Origin of the sequence: Micromonospora sp. NPDC005220 (assembly GCF_040607895.1) — a bacterium.
Classification (GTDB): Bacteria; Actinomycetota; Actinomycetes; order Mycobacteriales; family Micromonosporaceae; genus Micromonospora.
In genome coordinates, this window is the sequence record NZ_JBEXHP010000003.1 from 34,756 (window position 1) to 51,158 (window position 16,403).

General features: G+C 72.5%; 16 protein-coding genes and 1 tRNA gene. 9 read left to right on the plus strand and 8 right to left on the minus strand.

Features of this window, described 5'->3' with window-relative positions; translation table 11 throughout:
* Positions 1 to 75: 75 nt before the first annotated feature.
* Positions 76 to 1,935 (minus strand): hypothetical protein, encoded by a 1,860-nt coding sequence (locus tag ABZU52_RS02130; protein ID WP_354969260.1) that lies wholly within the window; start codon positions 1,933 to 1,935, stop codon positions 76 to 78.
* Between the two features lie 101 nt (positions 1,936 to 2,036).
* Between ABZU52_RS02130 and ABZU52_RS02135 the strand changes: the two genes are divergently transcribed.
* The 4 genes from ABZU52_RS02135 (at position 2,037) to ABZU52_RS02150 (ending at position 4,301) form a co-directional block, all read left to right on the plus strand.
* A tRNA-Leu gene (locus ABZU52_RS02135) sits at positions 2,037 to 2,117 on the plus strand.
* A gap of 107 nt (positions 2,118 to 2,224) precedes the next feature.
* Positions 2,225 to 3,040 carry a Bax inhibitor-1/YccA family protein gene (locus ABZU52_RS02140; protein WP_354969261.1) on the plus strand — a complete coding sequence of 272 codons (816 nt, stop codon included), beginning with the start codon at positions 2,225 to 2,227 and terminating at the stop codon, positions 3,038 to 3,040.
* Between the two features lie 135 nt (positions 3,041 to 3,175).
* A complete protein-coding gene (locus tag ABZU52_RS02145; RefSeq protein WP_354969262.1) occupies positions 3,176 to 3,934 on the plus strand; it encodes a Bax inhibitor-1/YccA family protein in 759 nt (252 codons plus the stop codon).
* A 46-nt stretch (positions 3,935 to 3,980) separates the two neighbouring features.
* The gene (locus ABZU52_RS02150) at positions 3,981 to 4,301 is read left to right on the plus strand and encodes a hypothetical protein (protein ID WP_354969263.1); all 321 of its coding nucleotides are present in this window, start codon (positions 3,981 to 3,983) and stop codon (positions 4,299 to 4,301) included.
* A gap of 12 nt (positions 4,302 to 4,313) precedes the next feature.
* Here the strand turns inward: ABZU52_RS02150 and ABZU52_RS02155 are convergent, their stop codons facing one another.
* The 3 genes from ABZU52_RS02155 to ABZU52_RS02165 form a co-directional block, all read right to left on the minus strand.
* Positions 4,314 to 5,576 (minus strand): acetyl-CoA C-acetyltransferase, encoded by a 1,263-nt coding sequence (locus ABZU52_RS02155; RefSeq protein WP_354969264.1) that lies wholly within the window; start codon positions 5,574 to 5,576, stop codon positions 4,314 to 4,316.
* Positions 5,577 to 5,655: 79 nt separating this feature from the next.
* Positions 5,656 to 6,468, minus strand: coding sequence for an SGNH/GDSL hydrolase family protein (locus ABZU52_RS02160; protein WP_354969265.1), 813 nt, complete (start codon positions 6,466 to 6,468; stop codon positions 5,656 to 5,658).
* A complete protein-coding gene (locus ABZU52_RS02165) occupies positions 6,465 to 7,517 on the minus strand; it encodes an SGNH/GDSL hydrolase family protein (protein WP_354969266.1) in 1,053 nt (350 codons plus the stop codon). Before ABZU52_RS02165 ends, ABZU52_RS02160 begins: the two co-directional genes overlap by 4 nt.
* Positions 7,518 to 7,679: 162 nt before the next feature.
* On the opposite strand from ABZU52_RS02165, the gene ABZU52_RS02170 reads away from it, so the two are divergent.
* Both ABZU52_RS02170 and ABZU52_RS02175 read left to right on the plus strand, forming a co-directional pair.
* Entirely contained in the window at positions 7,680 to 8,036 is a 357-nt protein-coding gene (locus ABZU52_RS02170) for a YkvA family protein (RefSeq protein WP_354969377.1), read from the plus strand.
* Positions 8,037 to 8,109: 73 nt separating this feature from the next.
* Complete coding sequence (locus tag ABZU52_RS02175) at positions 8,110 to 9,480, plus strand: cystathionine beta-synthase (RefSeq protein ID WP_354969267.1); 1,371 nt, start codon at positions 8,110 to 8,112, stop codon at positions 9,478 to 9,480.
* 228 nt (positions 9,481 to 9,708) lie between these two features.
* Here the strand turns inward: ABZU52_RS02175 and ABZU52_RS02180 are convergent, their stop codons facing one another.
* From ABZU52_RS02180 to ABZU52_RS02195, 4 genes are all read right to left on the minus strand, one after another.
* Positions 9,709 to 10,218, minus strand: coding sequence for a GNAT family N-acetyltransferase (locus ABZU52_RS02180; protein ID WP_354969268.1), 510 nt, complete (start codon positions 10,216 to 10,218; stop codon positions 9,709 to 9,711).
* Entirely contained in the window at positions 10,215 to 11,144 is a 930-nt protein-coding gene (locus ABZU52_RS02185) for a ribonuclease Z (protein WP_354969269.1), read from the minus strand. The genes ABZU52_RS02180 and ABZU52_RS02185 overlap by 4 nt, the downstream gene beginning before the upstream one ends.
* 362 nt (positions 11,145 to 11,506) lie before the next feature.
* Positions 11,507 to 12,169, minus strand: coding sequence for a peptide-methionine (S)-S-oxide reductase MsrA (gene msrA, locus ABZU52_RS02190; RefSeq protein ID WP_354969270.1), 663 nt, complete (start codon positions 12,167 to 12,169; stop codon positions 11,507 to 11,509).
* Between the two features lie 76 nt (positions 12,170 to 12,245).
* Positions 12,246 to 12,668: an HIT family protein gene (locus ABZU52_RS02195; RefSeq protein WP_354969271.1), complete on the minus strand. Its 423-nt coding sequence runs from the start codon at positions 12,666 to 12,668 to the stop codon at positions 12,246 to 12,248.
* 97 nt (positions 12,669 to 12,765) lie between these two features.
* On the opposite strand from ABZU52_RS02195, the gene ABZU52_RS02200 reads away from it, so the two are divergent.
* From ABZU52_RS02200 to ABZU52_RS02210, 3 genes are read left to right on the plus strand one after another with little or no spacing between them, the layout of a single operon-like run.
* Positions 12,766 to 13,908: a cystathionine gamma-synthase gene (locus tag ABZU52_RS02200; RefSeq protein ID WP_354969272.1), complete on the plus strand. Its 1,143-nt coding sequence runs from the start codon at positions 12,766 to 12,768 to the stop codon at positions 13,906 to 13,908.
* A 13-nt stretch (positions 13,909 to 13,921) separates the two neighbouring features.
* A complete protein-coding gene (locus ABZU52_RS02205; RefSeq protein WP_354969273.1) occupies positions 13,922 to 15,331 on the plus strand; it encodes an amidase family protein in 1,410 nt (469 codons plus the stop codon).
* A gap of 46 nt (positions 15,332 to 15,377) precedes the next feature.
* Entirely contained in the window at positions 15,378 to 16,319 is a 942-nt protein-coding gene (locus tag ABZU52_RS02210) for a DUF4328 domain-containing protein (protein ID WP_354969274.1), read from the plus strand.
* Positions 16,320 to 16,403 lie beyond the last annotated feature (84 nt).

Genomic DNA, 16,403 nt, shown 5'->3' on the forward strand with positions numbered 1-16,403 from the left:
CCAAGGGGCCCCTTCCTACCGGAAATGGTAGGAAGGGGCCCCTTGTCACATCCGCTGCCGACGCGCACGTCGTGGTCAGACGCGCCAGGTCCAGGCGTCGGCTATTCGGGTGGGTGGGCCGTAGAGCTGCTCCAGGGTGGCGCGCAGGCTCTCGGCGTGGGGGGCGTCGTCGGTAAGGGCGACGCAGGAGGCGCCCCAGAAGTCCGCGTCGCGGGCGGCCTGGCGGCGCTGCTCGTCGCCGATGGCCGGTTGGTCGCCGCGCCGGGCGACATCCGCCAGTAGCGCGGAGGTGGGCTGCTTGAAGGTGCCCATCGCCGCGGTGCCGCCCCTGCCGTACGGGCCGATGAAGAAGCCTTCCGGAAGCCCGAAACCGGCGTCGGCGGCGGTCGCCCAGCGCATCGGCCAGGGCTCCCTCGGGGTGGGCAGCGGCACCGGGACCAGCACCCCGCCCGGCGGTACGCACTGCCGCCAGTGGCCGCCGGCGATGAACTCCGGCACGGCCGGTCGCCCGGTGGTCGGCAGCGGGGTCGGGAAGATCGGCAGCAGCGCCACGCCGACGGCCAGCGGCACCAGCCGCCGGGCCCGCCCGGAGCTGCGCAGCGCCCGGTCGACAGCGAGCACCAGCAGCGTCGCGACGATCGGCAGCACCGCCAGCGCGAACCGCATCGGCAACGCCCCGTCCACCACCGGCATCCCTCCGATCAGGGCGTACGGGCCGGGAATCGCCGTCCTGGTGCCGCCGAGCACCACCTCCGGGCCGAGCGAGAGCGCCCCCATCACCAGACCCGCCACGACGCAGGCGAGGACCAGCCGGCGTCGCCCAGCCCGGATCGCGCAGACCGCGGCGACCAGCAGCAGTGGCCAGCCGAGGAACGTGTTGTACTCGGCCGGGCCGGTGGTCAGCCGGGCGGACTCGGCGCTGCCGGCCACCGACAGCGGGGAGACTGTCCACCAGCTACTCAGGTCGGCGGAGAAGTAGGCCGGGGTGAACATCCCGTCGGCGACTCCCTGCGGCCCGGCGAACTGGAACCACAGCGGATAGCCGAGCACCAGCAGGGCGAGCCCGGCGGCGATCGCCAACCCGCCGGCGAAGCCGGGGAGCGCCCGGCGGGCCAGGTCCCGGTCCGCCACGGCGTAGCTGATCGCCATCACCAGCAGCGTGACCGCGGCGAGGAAGAGCACCTCCTCGCCGATGAAGACCTGCACGGTGACCGCGGCGGCCAGCCCCGCCGCCGAGGTGAACAGCCGCCGACGATCCGGCCCGGTGGGTCGGGTACGGCCGGTCCCGTCCGGCGTTCCGGGCCGCGGGTCGGCGGCCCGTAGCAGTCGGACCACCAGCCAGATGATCACCGGCACCAGCCACTGGGCGGTCATGTGCAGGTGGCTGTTGGTCTGCGAGACCATGCCGGGTCCGAATCCGCACAGCCCGCCGCCGAGTGCGGCGGCCACCCTGCGGGCGCGCAGCGTCCGGTGGAACAGCAGGTACCAGGCGAGGGCGGTGCCGGCGAGGTTGGCGGCGGCGAGCAGCGCGAAGGTGACCGGTGCGCCCAGCAGCAGGGTGACCGGCGCGAGGAGGACGCCGAGTGCGATCACCGTGGTGTTGGCCATCATGTTGACGCCGTCGGGAGCGTTGAGCCGATCGGTGAGCAGGTCGAAGTGGCCGAGCCACGCGCGGGCGTCCACCGCCAGGAACCACTCGTAGAGGGTCTGGTCCTCCGGGTTGAGCGCCAGGGTGCGGCCGCCCGGGTCGGGCCACAGCCCGTGGGTGAGCCAGCCGGCCAGCACCGCGAAGAGCAGAGCGGCCAGCAGGTCCGCCCGGTGGCGGCGCACGGCGGCCAGCAGCCGGGTGGCCCGGGGGCGGCGGTTGACCTGATCGGCGAGGCGGAATGCCTGATCAGGGGCGGCGTCGGGGGCCGTGGGGGCTGCGCTGCTCACGGCATCGACCCTAATGTGGCCAGGCCGACGGGGTACGCCGGGTCGCCGTAGACCGGCTACGGTGACACTGCACGGTGCGTGTCGGCGCGCCGGTGCCACCCGCCCGGGTGGTGGAAAGGCAGACACGGCCGCCTTAAAAGCGGCTGCCGAAAGGCGTGCGGGTTCGACCCCCGCCCCGGGCACCTGTCACTCAGACGCATTCTCATTCGTGATCACCAGGACTTGGCTGCGCCGTTTACTCTTGGAGGGCACGTTCACGTGCAAACGACCCCCTGAGGGAGGCCAGACAGTGAAGACCTCGAACCCGGTGCTCGCCCGGCTCGGCCAAGCGGCCGAGCGGGAGCGCTCCGCCGGGTACGCCCCGGCCGGGCCGTACGGACAGCCCGGCATTCCCCAGCAGTACCCGTCCCAGGCCGGTTACCCGGCCGCGCCGCCGACCGTGGCGCCCATGACAGTCGACGACGTGGTCGTCAAGACAGTCGCTCTGCTCGGCATTCTCGGCATCACCGCCGCGGCCGCCTGGGTGCTCGTGCCTGACGCGCTGGTCGGTACGGCCTGGATCGGCGCGGCGGTGGTCGGCCTGGTCCTCGGCTTGATCATCTCGTTCTCCCGGATGGCCAACCCGGCGCTCGTGATCGCGTACGCGGTCGTCGAGGGTGTCTTCGTAGGCATGGTCAGCAAGGCGTTCGAGACGCGCTATGACGGCATCGTGCTCCAGGCCGCCGCGGCCAGCTTCGGCATCTTCTTCCTGATGGCGATGCTCTACAAGGCGAAGGTCATCCGGGCCACCCCGGCCTTCGTCAAGGGCATGATCGCGGTGATGGTCGGCCTCTTCGCCGTCATGATGATCAACCTGGTGCTGGCGCTGTTCGGTGTCAACACCGGTCTGCGTGACGGCAGCCCGCTGGCCATCGGCTTCAGCCTGGTCTGCATCGTGGTCGCCTCGCTGAGCTTCGTGCTCAGCTTCAAGGAGATCGAGGACGGCGTCCGAATGGGCCTGCCGCAGCGCTACTCCTGGGTGGCCGCGTTCGGCATCCTGGTCAGCCTGGTCTGGCTCTACATCGAGATCCTGCGCCTGCTGAGCTACTTCCAGGGCGACGACTGACCTCGTCCGCACTGCCGACCGGCGCCCGTCCCCACTCCGGTGGGGGCGGGCGCCGTCGTCCGCGCCGTTTGCCCGCCGCCGCCTGGCCGCCCCGGGCAGAGTGACAGAGGGGGTACGCGGGCGAAGGAGGCGACGGTGCGCAGCAACAACCCGGTGCTCAACCGGCTGGACGAGACCGGCCGGGTGGAGGCCCGGGTGCTCGGCGCCCGTGACGTCGAGCCGATGACCGTCGACGACGTGGTGGTCCGTACCGTCGGGTTGCTGTTGGTGACCGGCGTGACCGCGGCGGTGTCCTGGGCGGTGTTCCCCGACGCCGTGTGGCTGGGTGCCGCGCTGGCCGGCAGTGCGCTCGCCTCGATCGCGCTGGTCCTGGTCATCTCGTTGCGGGCGATCACCAACCCGGTGCCGATCGTCGGCTACGCCATCCTTCAGGGTCTGCTGCTGGGGGTGGCGAGCCGTACCTTCGAGCAGGTCTATCCGGGCATCGTGGTGCAGGCGGTGGCCGGCACCTTCGGCGTCTTCCTCGGCATGGCGGCGCTCTACCGGGCCCGGGTGATCCGGGCGACGCCCCGGCTGGCCCGCCTGGTGATCGGCACCCTGCTCGGCATCGCCGTGCTCAGCGTGGTCAACCTGGTGTCGTATCTGATCTCCGGGCGGCCGGGCCTGGAGATCTACAGCGTCAGCGGGGAGGTCGGCTGGTTGCCGTACGCCTTCTCGGTGGTGGCCATCATCGCCGGGGCGTTCAGCTTCATCCTCGACTTCGACCTCGTCGAGCGTTCGGTGCGCGACGGTCGAGCCCGTCGGTACGCGTGGCTGAGCGCGTTCGGCCTGCTCACCGGGCTGGTGTTCCTGTACTGGCAGCTGCTGCGGCTGCTCAGCTACCTACGCCGCTGACCGGTCCGACCAGGTGGGGTCGGCGGCGGCCGTAGACTCGGCGGCGATGAGCGCAGCGGAGTTGGACAAGGCCGTGCAGTTGCTGGTCCGTCAGATCGCGCACTGGCAGCAGCCCCGGTGGGCGGCGGCCGCGACCGCCGGCAACGTGTCCCGCGCCGACCTGGTGCACCGCCTGGTGCAGGAGATCGCCAACCTGGCCGCCGACGCCGAAGCGGAGCCCCGGCGGGTGGTGCCCCGGCTCGACAACGACCTGGCCCTGCCCGACCAGCTGCGAGTGGTCACGGCGGATCTGCTGGCCGCCGACCCGGGGGACGAGGCGCTGACCCGGGCCGCCGCCGAGGTGACGGCGACCCGCAGCGCGCTCTGAGGGCAGCTCGGCTCAGCTGAGCCGTTCGAGCACCATGGCCATGCCCTGGCCACCGCCCACGCACATGGTCTCCAGACCGATGGTCTTGTCGTGCCACTCCAGTGCGTTGAGCAGGGTGCCGGTGATCCGGGCGCCGGTCATGCCGAACGGGTGACCGACCGCGATGGCCCCACCCATCACGTTCAGCTTCTCCTCCGGGATGCCCAACTGGCGGTAGGAGGGGATGACCTGCGCGGCGAACGCCTCGTTGATCTCGACGAGGTCGACGTCGTCGATGGTCATGCCGGCTCGCCGCAGCGCCTGCCGGGACGCCTCGACCGGCCCGAGACCCATGATCTCCGGCGACAGGGCGGTCACACCGGTCGAGACGATCCGGGCCAGCGGGGTGAGCCCGAGTTCCTCGGCCCGCTGGGCGCTCATCACCACCACGGCTGCCGCGCCGTCGTTGAGCGGGCAGCAGTTGCCGGCGGTGATCCGACCGTCCGGGCGGAACACCGGCTTCAGGCCGGCGACCGCGTCGAGGGTGACGCCGGCCCGGGGCCCGTCGTCGGTGCTCACCACTGTGCCGTCCGGCGTGGTGACCGGGGTGATCTCCCGGGCCCAGAAGCCGTCGGCGATGGCCTTCTCGGCGAGGTTCTGGCTGCGTACGCCGAACTCGTCCATGTCGGCGCGGGTGACGTCGTACACCTGGGCCAGGTTCTCTGCGGTCTGCCCCATGGTCAGGTAGATGTCGGGCAGCTCGCCGGCCTCACGCGGGTCGGTCCACACCTCGGCGCCGCCCTGCGCGCGGCGCTTCGAGCGCTCGCCGGCCGACCCGAAGCGCGGGTTCTCCCAGCCGCCGCCAACCAGGGCCTGCGCCTCGGGCGGCAGCCCGTCGGAGCTGCCCCGGGCGTAGCGGGAGACCATCTCCACACCGGCGGAGACGAACACGTCGCCCTCGCCGGCCCGGATCGCGTGCATCGCCATCCGGGTGGTCTGCAACGAGGAGGCGCAGTAGCGGGTCAGCGTGGCGCCGGGGACAGTGTCCAGACCGAGGAGGGTGGACACCACCCGGGCCATGTTGAAGCCCTGCTCGCCGCCGGGCAGGCCGCACCCGAGGTAGAGGTCGTCGATCGTGGTCGGATCGAGCGCGGGGATCTTGTCCAGCGCGGCCTGGACGATGGTGGCGGCGAGGTCGTCGGAGCGGACGTCGCGCAGGGACCCCTTGTGCGCCCGGCCGATGGGGGAGCGGGCGGTGGCGACGATGACAGCGTCGCGGGACGACTCAATCGGCATGGGCCAACGTTAACCCGCCGGTAACATGGCGCGGAAGAAGCGGACGCGGCGGGAAATGTCACCCCTGGCCGGCGACGATCTAGCGGCGGGTGGTGGCCGCCGCCGCGGCGACGATTGCCGGCAGCAACGCGTGCGCCCACACCCGGTAGCCGTCGGCGGAGGGGTGGAAGCCGTCCTGGCAGAGCGTCCCCGCGTCGGCCCGGAACACCGGCCCGGTCTCGGTGGCCAGGTCGACCACCGAACCGCCCGCCTCCAGCACGGCCATGGTCTGCGCGCGGGCCACCCGACGCCCGGACCAGCCGACCACCTGGCGCAGCGGAGGGGCGATGGCTCGCACCGCGCCGAGGTCGGGGCAGGTGCCCACCACCACCTCGACGCGCGCCTCCCGCAGTCGGTGCACCGCCGCGCCGAGATAGGCCGCCGCGTCGGAGGGTCGGCGCAGCCCGGTGGCGTCGTTCGCGCCGATCAGGATCAACGCCACGTCGGGCCGCTCACCGAGCAGGGCACGGGCCACCTGGGTGGCGAGGTCCGTCGAGCGGGACCCGGAGACGCCGACGCTGGACAGCTGCACCCGGCGGCCGATCGGGCCCTCGGCGAGCAGGTGGGCCAACTGGCCGCCGATGGTGTCCTCCAGACGGTCGACCCCCACGCCCAGTGCCGACGAGTCGCCCAGCAGCACCAGGCGCAGCGGAGCAGCGCCCGCCCGGCCGATCGTGGCGCGCAGGGCCAGCCCCAGCTCCGGCTGGGCGTAGCGTCGGTGCCGGGCGACGAACGCCTCACCGGCGAGGACGGCGGCGCCGCCAACGGTGCCGGCGAGCAGCGAGAACGCCGCCGCCCGACCCAGTCGGCCGGCGACGCCGGAGGTCACGCTCCGCGCGCTGCGCTCGTTCATGCCAGTCCCTCCACTGTCGAGGTGTCCGGGGCGGACCCGTGCTGCGGCACCGCGCCGACACCGAAGAACGCCCGTCGGCGCAGCTGCGCCCACCGGCCGGCCGGCCCTCGGTCGCGGCCCCGGACCTGGACGCCGCTGACCTCCGTGCCGGCGTGTCGAGCCGCCTCCTGCGCGGCCTTCGGCAGCGACCGTACGCCCTCGGCGCGCGTCGGTGTGGCCCGTCGTTCCGGGGTCGCGCCGAGAGCGGAGAGCATCGTCGGCAGAAGCGCGGCGGCGGCCATCGCGTATCCCTCGGCGGAGGGATGGAACCGGTCCCAGGCGAACATCCGGGTCGGCTCGGCCGCGAACCGGGGGCCGAGCAGGTCACCGAGGGAGACCGTCCGGCCGCCCGCCTCGACCACGGCCACCGTCTGGGCGGCGGCGAGCTGGCGGCTCCAGCGGTGCGCCAGCCAGCGCAGGGGTGGCTGGATGGGGCGGATCGCGCCGAGGTCGGGGCAGGTGCCGACGACCACCTCGCACCCCGCGTCGCGCAGGGTGTGCACCGCCTCGACCAGGTAGCGCACCGCCAGGCCGCGCGGGGTGCGGTTGGTGATGTCGTTGCCGCCGATGAGGATCACCGCGATGTCGGGCCGGCACTCCAGTGCCGCCTCCACCTGGTAACGCAGCGCCGCCGAGATGGCCCCGACCACCGCGAAGCGGTGCAACTGCACCGGCCGGTGCAGTCGACGGGACAGACCGGTGGCGAGCAGCGCGCCCGGTGTCTCCCGCCGGCGGTACACCCCGTAGCCGGCCGCCGACGAGTCACCGAGCACGACCATGGTGAGCGCCGGACCGGGGAACTTCGCGCCGTACATCCCGTCGCAGCGGGGTGGTGGCGCCTCGGCCATCGGGATGGTCCGTCGAGCCTGGCGGGCCTGGCCGACCAGCACCCCGCCGGTCGCCACCGCGGCCGCCGCGGTGGCGCCTGTCCCGATGGCTGCCAGCCGGACGAACCGCCGGGCCTGCCGCCAGCGCTCATCACCGGGTACGACGGAACGTGCCACCCCCATACCGCGACATTATCGCGTCGGCCCGACACACCGCTGTCGTCGTGATGGCACCCGGATGCCTGGAAACCGACGCGACGGGGTACCTGGGTGGGAGAGGCCGGTCGACTTGCGCCGACCCGCCACGCTGATCCGGCGGAGAGGAGCGCGACGATGGGTAAGACGATGGGTAAGACACTGAAGCGCAGCGCGGCGTTCACGGCCCTGGCGCGGGCCCTGGCGGCCGGGGCGCGCAACGGGCCGTCGATCGGTACGCGGTTGGCGGCGCTGCCCCGGATGATCCGAGCCACCACCAAGGGGGAGTACGACGGCGGCCTCCGGCTGGCCCTGATGACCGCGGCGACGGCGTACATCGTCTCGCCGATCGACCTGCTCCCGGAGATCCCGCTGGCGATCTTCGGGCTGGCCGACGACGCGGTCATGATCACCTGGTTGGCCGGCAGCGTGCTCGCCGAGACCGACCGGTTCCTGGAGTGGGAGTCCCGCCGCAGCTCGGTCATCCCCGGGGGGCTGGTGCCCTGACGACACGTACGCTGGGCGACGAGGAAACGTCTTCCCGGCCGCCCACCGTCGGCGCCGCAACGAAGGGCACACCGTGCAGTACTACGACAACGTCGTCGACATGATCGGAAACACCCCGCTGGTGCGTCTGCGTAACGTCACCGAGGGCATCCAGGCCACCGTGCTGGCCAAGGTGGAGTACGTCAACCCGGGCGGCTCGGTGAAGGACCGGATCGCGCTGCGGATGGTGGAGGACGCCGAGGCCGCCGGCCTGCTCAAGCCGGGCGGCACCATCGTCGAGCCGACCAGCGGCAACACCGGTGTCGGGCTGGCCCTGGTGGCCCAGCTCAAGGGCTACCGGTGTGTCTTCGTCTGCCCCGACAAGGTCAGCCAGGACAAGCAGGACGTGCTCCGGGCGTACGGTGCCGAGGTGGTGGTCTGCCCGACCGCCGTCGCGCCGGAGGACCCGCGCTCCTACTACAACGTCTCCGACCGGCTGACCCGGGAGATCCCCGGCGCCTGGAAGCCCAACCAGTACAGCAACCCGGCCAACCCGCGCTCGCACTACGAGACCACCGGCCCGGAGCTGTGGAAGCAGACCGACGGCGAGCTCACCCACTTCGTGGCCGGCGTCGGCACCGGCGGCACCATCTCCGGCATCGGCCGGTACCTCAAGGAGGCCTCCGACGGCCGGGTGCGGGTCATCGGGGCCGACCCGGAGGGCTCGGTCTACTCCGGCGGCACCGGCCGGCCGTACCTGGTGGAGGGCGTCGGCGAGGACTTCTGGCCGGAGACCTACGACCAGGGTGTCGCCGACGAGATCGTCGAGGTCTCCGACAAGGCGTCCTTCGAGATGACCCGGCGACTGGCCCGCGAGGAGGGGCTGCTGGTCGGGGGCTCCTGCGGGATGGCCGTGGTCGCCGCGCTGGAGGTGGCCCGCAAGGCCGGCCCGGACGACGTGGTGGTGGTGCTGCTGCCGGACGGCGGCCGAGGCTACCTCTCCAAGATCTTCAACGACTCGTGGATGGCCCGGTACGGTTTCCTGGACAACTCCGGCGCCGAGCCGACGGTGGCCGACGCGCTGGCCAGCAAGCCGGGCGGGCTGCCCGAGCTGGTGCACGTGCACCCGACCGAGACCGTTCGCGACGCGATCGACTACATGCGCGAGTACGGCGTCTCGCAGCTGCCGGTGCTCAAGGCCGAGCCGCCCGTGGTGACCGGTGAGGTCGCCGGCTCGATCGCCGAGCGGGACCTGCTCGACGCGCTGTTCACCGGTCAGGCGCACCTGCACGACACCATCGAGCGGCACATGGGCGACCCGCTGCCGATGATCGGTGGTGGTCAGCCGGTGAGCGAGGCGGTGGGCATGCTGGAGAAGTCCGACGCGGCCCTGGTGCTGGTCGACGGCAAGCCCAAGGGTGTCCTCACCCGCCAGGACCTGCTGTCCCACCTCGGCGCCCACTGAGTCCCGTCCCGGTGCCCCGTCTGCCGGCGGGCGGGGCACCGAGCGGGCGAGGAGTGTCCTTTGCTCTGCTTACCTATACGCACCACCACCCACCACCCACCGCCCGACCACCCGCGCCACCCGCGCCACCCGCGCCACTGCGCCACTGCGCCACTGCGCCACCCACGCAGCCACCCGCCGCCGGTGCATATTGGTAAGCAGAGCAAAGGGTGCGCGGGCGAGGAATGCTCAGAGCGGGCGGGCGTAGCGCAGCTGGGGTGTGAGGGCCGTGCCGATGTGCTCCTCGCGCTCCGCTCCGGTGCGGGTCCAGCCGCCGCGCTCGTAGAACGAGCGGGCGTGCGCGTTCTCACTGAGCACCCAGAGCGCGGCGCGTCGCCAGCCCCGCGCCCGCATCGCGTCCAACGCGTCCACCATCAGGGCGCGCCCGACGCCGCGGCCCTGCTCGGCCGGGTCGAGGTGGATCGCGTTGAGCAGCCCGGTGGCGGGGTCGTCCTCGTCGTCGGGGCCCAGGTGGCTGAACCCGACCAGCGCCCCGGCCCGCTCGGCCACTGTCATCCGGTGGGTGTCCCGCTCCCAGTGCCACCGCTCGACCCAGTACCGACCCATCGCCTCCGGTGTCGGGTCGGCCAGCGCCTCGGCCGGCAGGAAGGCGGAGTACGCGGCGACCCGGGAGCGCTGGTGCAGGGCTCCCACCGCCATCAGGTCGCCGTCGGTCGCGGGGCGGAGCGTGATGGTCACCCAGCCGAGGCTACCCGGCGCGGTGGAAGCTGCACCGTGGTCAGATCCTCGGCGATGACCAGTTCGCCGTCGAAGTGCGCGCGCGCCTCGTCGTGGAACCGGCGCGGGTCAGGGTAGCGCTGGGAGAAGTGGGTGAGCACGAGTCGTCGTACCCCGGACTCGGTCGCCACCCGGGCGGCCTGCGCCGCGGTCAAATGGCCGACCTCGGCGGCGAGCGCGGCCTCCGACTCCAGGAAGGTCGACTCGATGACCAGCAGGTCGGCGTGCTCGGCGAGGGCGTAGACGCCGTCGCAGAGGCCGGTGTCCATCACGAAGGCGAACCGCTGCCCCGGCCGGGGCACGCTCACCTCGTCGCGGGTGACGCGGCGGCCGTCGAGGTCCAGGTGCCCGACGCGGATCAGCTCGCCGACGGCCGGCCCGGTGATGCCGTACGCGGCCAGCCGCTCCGGCAGCATCCGGTGCCCGTCGGGCTCGACCAGCCGGTAGCCGTACGTCTCGATGGGGTGCCGGAGCCGGCGTACCTCCAGCGTGCCGCAGCGTAGGGCGATCCGCTGCCCGTCCGCCTCGATGGGCTCGACCCGCAGCTCGGCGGTCTCGTAGAAGGAAGTGGCGTACCGTAGCCGGGCGAAGTACTCGGCGCCACCGGCGGGGAAGTGCACGGCGACCGGATGCGCCACCCGGTCCAGGGAGAGCCGTTGGATGGTGCCGGGCAGGCCGAGGCAGTGGTCGCCGTGGAAGTGGGTGACGCAGATCCGGGTCAGGTCGGTGGCGGTGACCGTGGTGTGCAGGAGCTGACGCTGGCTGCCCTCGCCCGGGTCGAAGAGGATCACCTCGTCGTCCCAGCGCAGCACGTACCCGTTGTGGTTGCGCTGACGGGTCGGCGCCTGGCTGGCCGTACCCAGCACCACCAGCTCGCGCATGGACATCGCCACTCCCGCGGATATGGAGCGACCCCCGGGGTGCTCCGCGCTTTCGCGCGGGCCGGCTGGACTTGGCCGGCACCCCGGGGGTCGGGTGGCTGTCGTGGATTCGCCGCACCGCTGCCACACGGTCTCGACGATGGTGCTGTTGCCCGCCTCGCGGCGGACCGATCACTGTCGAGGACAGCGGCTAGCTGACAGCCACCTCACGAGTCCGATTGCTATACAAGTCTGGACCACCTCCTTTCACGTGTACGGCCACGTTATCGAGTTCTCGTCAGGCCCGGCAACGGATTTCGATCACAGGGCCGTACGGGAATGCCCGACCACCTCCTGGGCAGCCGGGCATCACGTGTGTCCGCAGGTGGTCAGCCGCCGACGCGGGCGACGCCGACCGGGCAGCTCAGCCCGTTCGGGCCGTGGTTGCAGTACCCGTTCGGGTTCTTGGTCGGGGCCAGGTACTGCTGGTGGTAGTCCTCGGCGAAGTAGTAGCTGCCGAGCGGGGCGATCTCGGTGGTGATCTCACCCTTGCCGGCCCGCGTCACGATCGGCTGGAACGCGTCCCGGGACGACTCGGCGATGGTCCGCTGCTCGTCGGTGGTGGTGTAGATCGCCGAGCGGTACTGGGTGCCCACGTCGTTGCCCTGGCGCATGCCCTGGGTCGGGTCGTGGTTCTCCCAGAAGACCTTCAGCAGGTCCGCATAGTTGATCCTGCTGGGGTCGTACACCACCTGGACGACCTCGGCGTGCCCGGTCCGGCCGGAGCACGTCTCCTCGTACGTCGGGTTCTTGGTGATGCCACCCGCGTAGCCGGCGGAGGTGGTGTAAACGCCGGGCAGCGTCCAGAACAGTCGCTCGGCGCCCCAGAAACAGCCCATGCCGAAGACCGCGACCTCAAGTCCCTCAGGGAACGGGCCCTTCAACGGGGTGCCCAGCACCTCGTGGCGGTCGGCGACCGGCATGGCGATCGGGCGGCCCGGCAGGGCCTGGTCGGGCGTGACCATCTCGGCGTTCATACGGCGCAAAAACACGGTGGGGATCTCCTCTCGTACCGCTCGCAGCGTGCAACACCGGAGGGCCCTGCTTCCTTACCCGCGGGCGAGTGAGTCAGGCCAAACCGGGCAGCGCCGCGGCGACCCGGTCCGCGTACGTCTGGGCCTCGGTGTCGTCGGCGTACCGGGTGCGCGGCCAGAAGAAGCCACGCAACCCGTCGCCCTTGGTCCGCGGGACCACGTGGGTGTGCAGGTGGGGCACCGATTGGGACACCTTGTTGTTCATCGCCACGAACGTCCCACCGGCGCCGAGAGCGGTCTCCACCGCCACCGCCAGCCGCTGAACCATCGCGAAGTAGCCGGGCAGCAGGTCGGCCGGCAACTCCGCCAGGGTCACCAGGTGCACCCGGGGCACCACCAGCACGTGTCCCTTGAACACCGGCCGGGTGTCCAGGAACACCACCCCGTCCGGGGTGTCGGCCACCCGGAACGCCGGCACCTCGCCCGTCACGATGCCGCAGAACACGCAACCGCTCATCCGGCCAGGCTATGCCGACCGGCGCCGGACGGTCGGGCCCGGCCCAAGGCACGGGTTCCGTTCCGGCCCGCTCCGACCGGGCACTAGCCTCACCAGCATGAGTCACGGCTTCGAGACGCTCGCCATCCACGCCGGTCAGGACCCTGAGGCCCGCACCGGCGCGGTGATCCCACCGATCTACCAGACCAGCACGTACGCGCAGGACGCGGTCGGCGCACCGCGTCTCGGCTACGAGTACAGCCGCTCGGGCAACCCGACCCGGGACGCGCTGCAGGAGTGCCTGGCGGCGCTGGAGGGTGGGCCGGTGGGGCTCGCCTTCGCCAGCGGCCTGGCGGCCGAGGACACCCTGCTGCGGGCCGTCTGCCAGCCGGGCGACCACGTGGTGATCCCGGACGACGCGTACGGCGGCACGTACCGGCTCTTCGCCCGGGTCGCTCAGCGCTGGGGCCTGGAGTTCAGCCCGGCCAAGGTCTCCGACCCGGCCGCGATCCGGGCGGCCGTGCAGCCTGGCCGCACGAAGATCGTCTGGGTGGAGACGCCGACCAACCCGCTGCTCGGAATCGCCGACATCGCCGCCCTGGCCGCCGTGGCCCACGACGCGGGCGCCCTGCTGGTGGTCGACAACACCTTCGCCTCGCCGTACCTCCAGCAGCCGATCGCGTACGGCGCGGACGTGGTGGTGCACTCCACCACCAAGTACATCGGTGGGCACTCCGACGTGGTCGGTGGTGCGCTCGTCGTCGCCGACGCCGGGCTCGGCGAGGAGTTGCGCTACCACCAGAACGCGATGGGCGCGATCAACGGCCCGTTCGACGCCTGGCTCACCCTGCGGGGCATCAAGACCCTCGGGGTACGGATGGACCGGCACTGCGACAACGCCGAGCGGCTCGCCGCGTACCTCGACGGGCACGCCAAGGTCGCCCAGGTGATCTATCCGGGGCTGCCCTCGCACCCCGGTCACGAGGTGGCCGCCAAGCAGATGCGACGGTTCGGCGGCATGATCTCGTTCCGCGCCGCCGGTGGTGAGGACCACGCCGTGGACATCTGCAACCGGGCCAAGCTCTTCGTGCTCGCCGAGTCGCTGGGCGGCGTGGAATCCCTGATCGAGCACCCGGGTCGGATGACACACGCAAGTGCTGCCGGCTCGCCGCTTGAAGTTCCCGGCGATCTCGTGCGACTGTCTGTCGGCATCGAGACGGTCGACGACCTACTCGCCGATCTGGAGCAGGCACTGGGCTGACCGCTGGGGAAGGATGGCCGTGCAGGACATCATGGCGACCTGGGTCGGAGCGACCGCCAAGCAGATCGCCCGGGGCGTACGCCGAGGTGACGTCTCGGCGACCCAGGTCGTCGCCGACCACCTCGAATACATCTCCCGAACCGACCGTGAGCTGGCCGCGTTCCGCGCCGTTCGCGGCGGTGAGGCGATCACCGAGGCGGAGAAGGTCGACGAGCAGGAGGACCTGGCGAACCTGCCGCTGGCCGGGGTTCCGGTGGCGGTCAAGGAGAACACCCCGGTCGCCGGCCTGCCCACCTGGAACGGGTCGGCCGCCGCCCGCACCGGCGTCGCGGAGGCCGACCACGAGGTGGTGCGTCGGCTGCGCGGCGCCGGCGCGGTGATCCTCGGCGTGACCCGAATGCCGGAGCTCGGGCTGTGGGCACTCACCGACGACGACAGCGCGGTGACCCGAAACCCGTGGGACAGCACGCGTACCCCCGGTGGGTCCTCGGGTGGCGCCGCCGCCGCGGTCGCCGCCGGGCTGGTGCCGATCGCGCACGGCAACGACGGTCTCGGCTCGATCCGGATTCCGGCGGCCTGCTGCGGACTCGTCGGGCTCAAGCCGGGTCGGGGCGTGGTCCCCTGCCAGCTCGGGGCGGACGACTGGTTCGGCCTCACCGAGCACGGCATGCTGACCAGCACGGTCGCCGACGCGGCGGTCGGCTTCTCGGTGCTCGCCGGTCGCCGTCCCGAGAAGCTGGTCCCGCCGCAGCGGCTGCGGGTGGGCGTCTCGCTGCGCTCCCCGGTGCGCGGTGTCGCACCCGACGCGCCCAACCGGGACGCGGTCGCCGCCGCCGGCCGGCTCCTCGCCGCCGCCGGGCACGACACGGTGCCGGCCGATCCGGTCTACCCCACCGCGCTGGGCCTGCAGGGCATCGCCACCTGGCTCGCCGCAGCCGCCACCGACGTCCGCGCCTCCGGCCTGGACCGGCGCGGTCTGCAACGGCGTACCCGGCGGCACGTCGCGCTGGGCGAGTGGGCGCAGCGTCGCGGCTACGTGCGGGAGGCGGACCGGGCGGCCTGGCGGCAACGGTCGGTGGACTTCTTCACCGACCACTCGGTCGACCTGCTGCTCACCCCGGCCCTGGCCAGCGCGCCACCGGAGGCGGCCCGCTGGTCGGAGCGGTCCTGGCGGGCGAACATGTCGGCCAACATCCGGTACGCCCCGTACGCCGCACCCTGGAACATCGCCGGCCTGCCGGCGGTCGTCGTGCCGGTCGGCCGCCGCCCGGACGGCCTGCCGGTGGCCGTGCAACTGGTCGGTCCGCCCGGCTCGGAGCTGCTGCTGCTCGGTGTGGCCGGTCAGTTCGAGATGGCCGCCCCGTGGACGCGCCACGCCCCCGGCTATCCCCTCGTCGAAACGGGGTCGCCGGCCAGCGCATGATCGTCTAGCGTGTGCGCGCCACGTCGCGCGGACCCGGGAGAAACCAGTGCGCTGCCAGACCTGCGGGGACGCCACGTCCCCCGAGCACAACGAATGCCAGCGCTGCTACACGCCGCTGGGTCAGCCTGCCGTCGCGCCGGGAGTGCCGACCTACCGCGTACGCGGGATCGGGCTCGCGGCCAGCGTCGCCGTCGGCGCGACCGCCGTGCTGTACCTGGTGGTGGCGTTGTCCCCGGTGATCGGGATGGTGCTGGCCCGGCGGGCCATGGCCCACGACGACGCGGACCTGCTGCTCGGCGGGGTGATCGTCACCGGGCTGGTGGCGCTGACCATGACGGTGGCGCACCTTACCGCCGCCGTGCTGGTGATCATCTGGATATACCGGGCGCGCAAGAACACCGACGCCTTCCCCGGCGCGCTGCCGACGCTGGGATCCGGCTGGGCCATCGCCGGCTGGCTGGTGCCGTTCGCGAACTTCGTGGTGCCGGCGCGGGTCATGGCGAGTGTGGCGCGGGACAGCCTCTGGCAGCGGTTCACGCCGACCTCCGTGGGCGTCTGGTGGTGCTCCTGGCTGGTGTTCAGCGTCGGTTCACGGTTGAGCAGCCGCGCCGACGACAGGGCGTACGAAAAGCTGCCGGAGACCCCGTTCAACGAAGCCGGCTACCAGGCGTACGTCAACTACTACCAGGACTCCCTGCTCCGCAACACGCTGCCCGCGCTGGGTGCCGCGATCGCGGCGGTGACGCTGATCCTGCTGATCCACCGGATCTCCGCCGCGCAGGAGGCCCGGATCGCCCGCGCCGCCCCGGCGTGGCCGACCGCCCCAGCCTGGCCGGCGCAGACGTGGCCGCCCGCCCCGCCCGCCCCGGCTGCCTCGCCCGCCCCGGCTGCCTCGCCCGCCCCGGCTGCCTCGCCCGCCCCGGCGGCCTCGCCCGCCCCGGTGGCTGAGGCGACACCGGAGACGCCGGGGGCCGTGCCCGCGTCATGATCCACACCAGATCGATGTGGCGCTGTCAGGGCGGACCTGACACAACCCCATGTCGGCGATCTGGAGTGGATCAACGCCCGGCCC

Excerpts from the sequence above, each read along its gene's own strand:
- ABZU52_RS02155 (WP_354969264.1), bottom strand. The coding sequence starts at position 5,576 with ATGCCGATTGAGTCGTCCCGCGACGCTGTCATCGTCGCCACCGCCCGC.
- ABZU52_RS02185 (WP_354969269.1), bottom strand. The coding sequence starts at position 11,144 with ATGTCCATGCGCGAGCTGGTGGTGCTGGGTACGGCCAGCCAGGCGCCG.
- ABZU52_RS02165 (WP_354969266.1), bottom strand. The coding sequence starts at position 7,517 with ATGGGGGTGGCACGTTCCGTCGTACCCGGTGATGAGCGCTGGCGGCAG.
- ABZU52_RS02150 (WP_354969263.1), top strand. The coding sequence starts at position 3,981 with ATGAGCGCAGCGGAGTTGGACAAGGCCGTGCAGTTGCTGGTCCGTCAG.
- ABZU52_RS02195 (WP_354969271.1), bottom strand. The coding sequence starts at position 12,668 with ATGAGCGGTTGCGTGTTCTGCGGCATCGTGACGGGCGAGGTGCCGGCG.
- ABZU52_RS02170 (WP_354969377.1), top strand. The coding sequence starts at position 7,680 with ATGGGTAAGACACTGAAGCGCAGCGCGGCGTTCACGGCCCTGGCGCGG.
- ABZU52_RS02205 (WP_354969273.1), top strand. The coding sequence starts at position 13,922 with ATGGCCGTGCAGGACATCATGGCGACCTGGGTCGGAGCGACCGCCAAG.
- ABZU52_RS02160 (WP_354969265.1), bottom strand. The coding sequence starts at position 6,468 with ATGAACGAGCGCAGCGCGCGGAGCGTGACCTCCGGCGTCGCCGGCCGA.
- ABZU52_RS02200 (WP_354969272.1), top strand. The coding sequence starts at position 12,766 with ATGAGTCACGGCTTCGAGACGCTCGCCATCCACGCCGGTCAGGACCCT.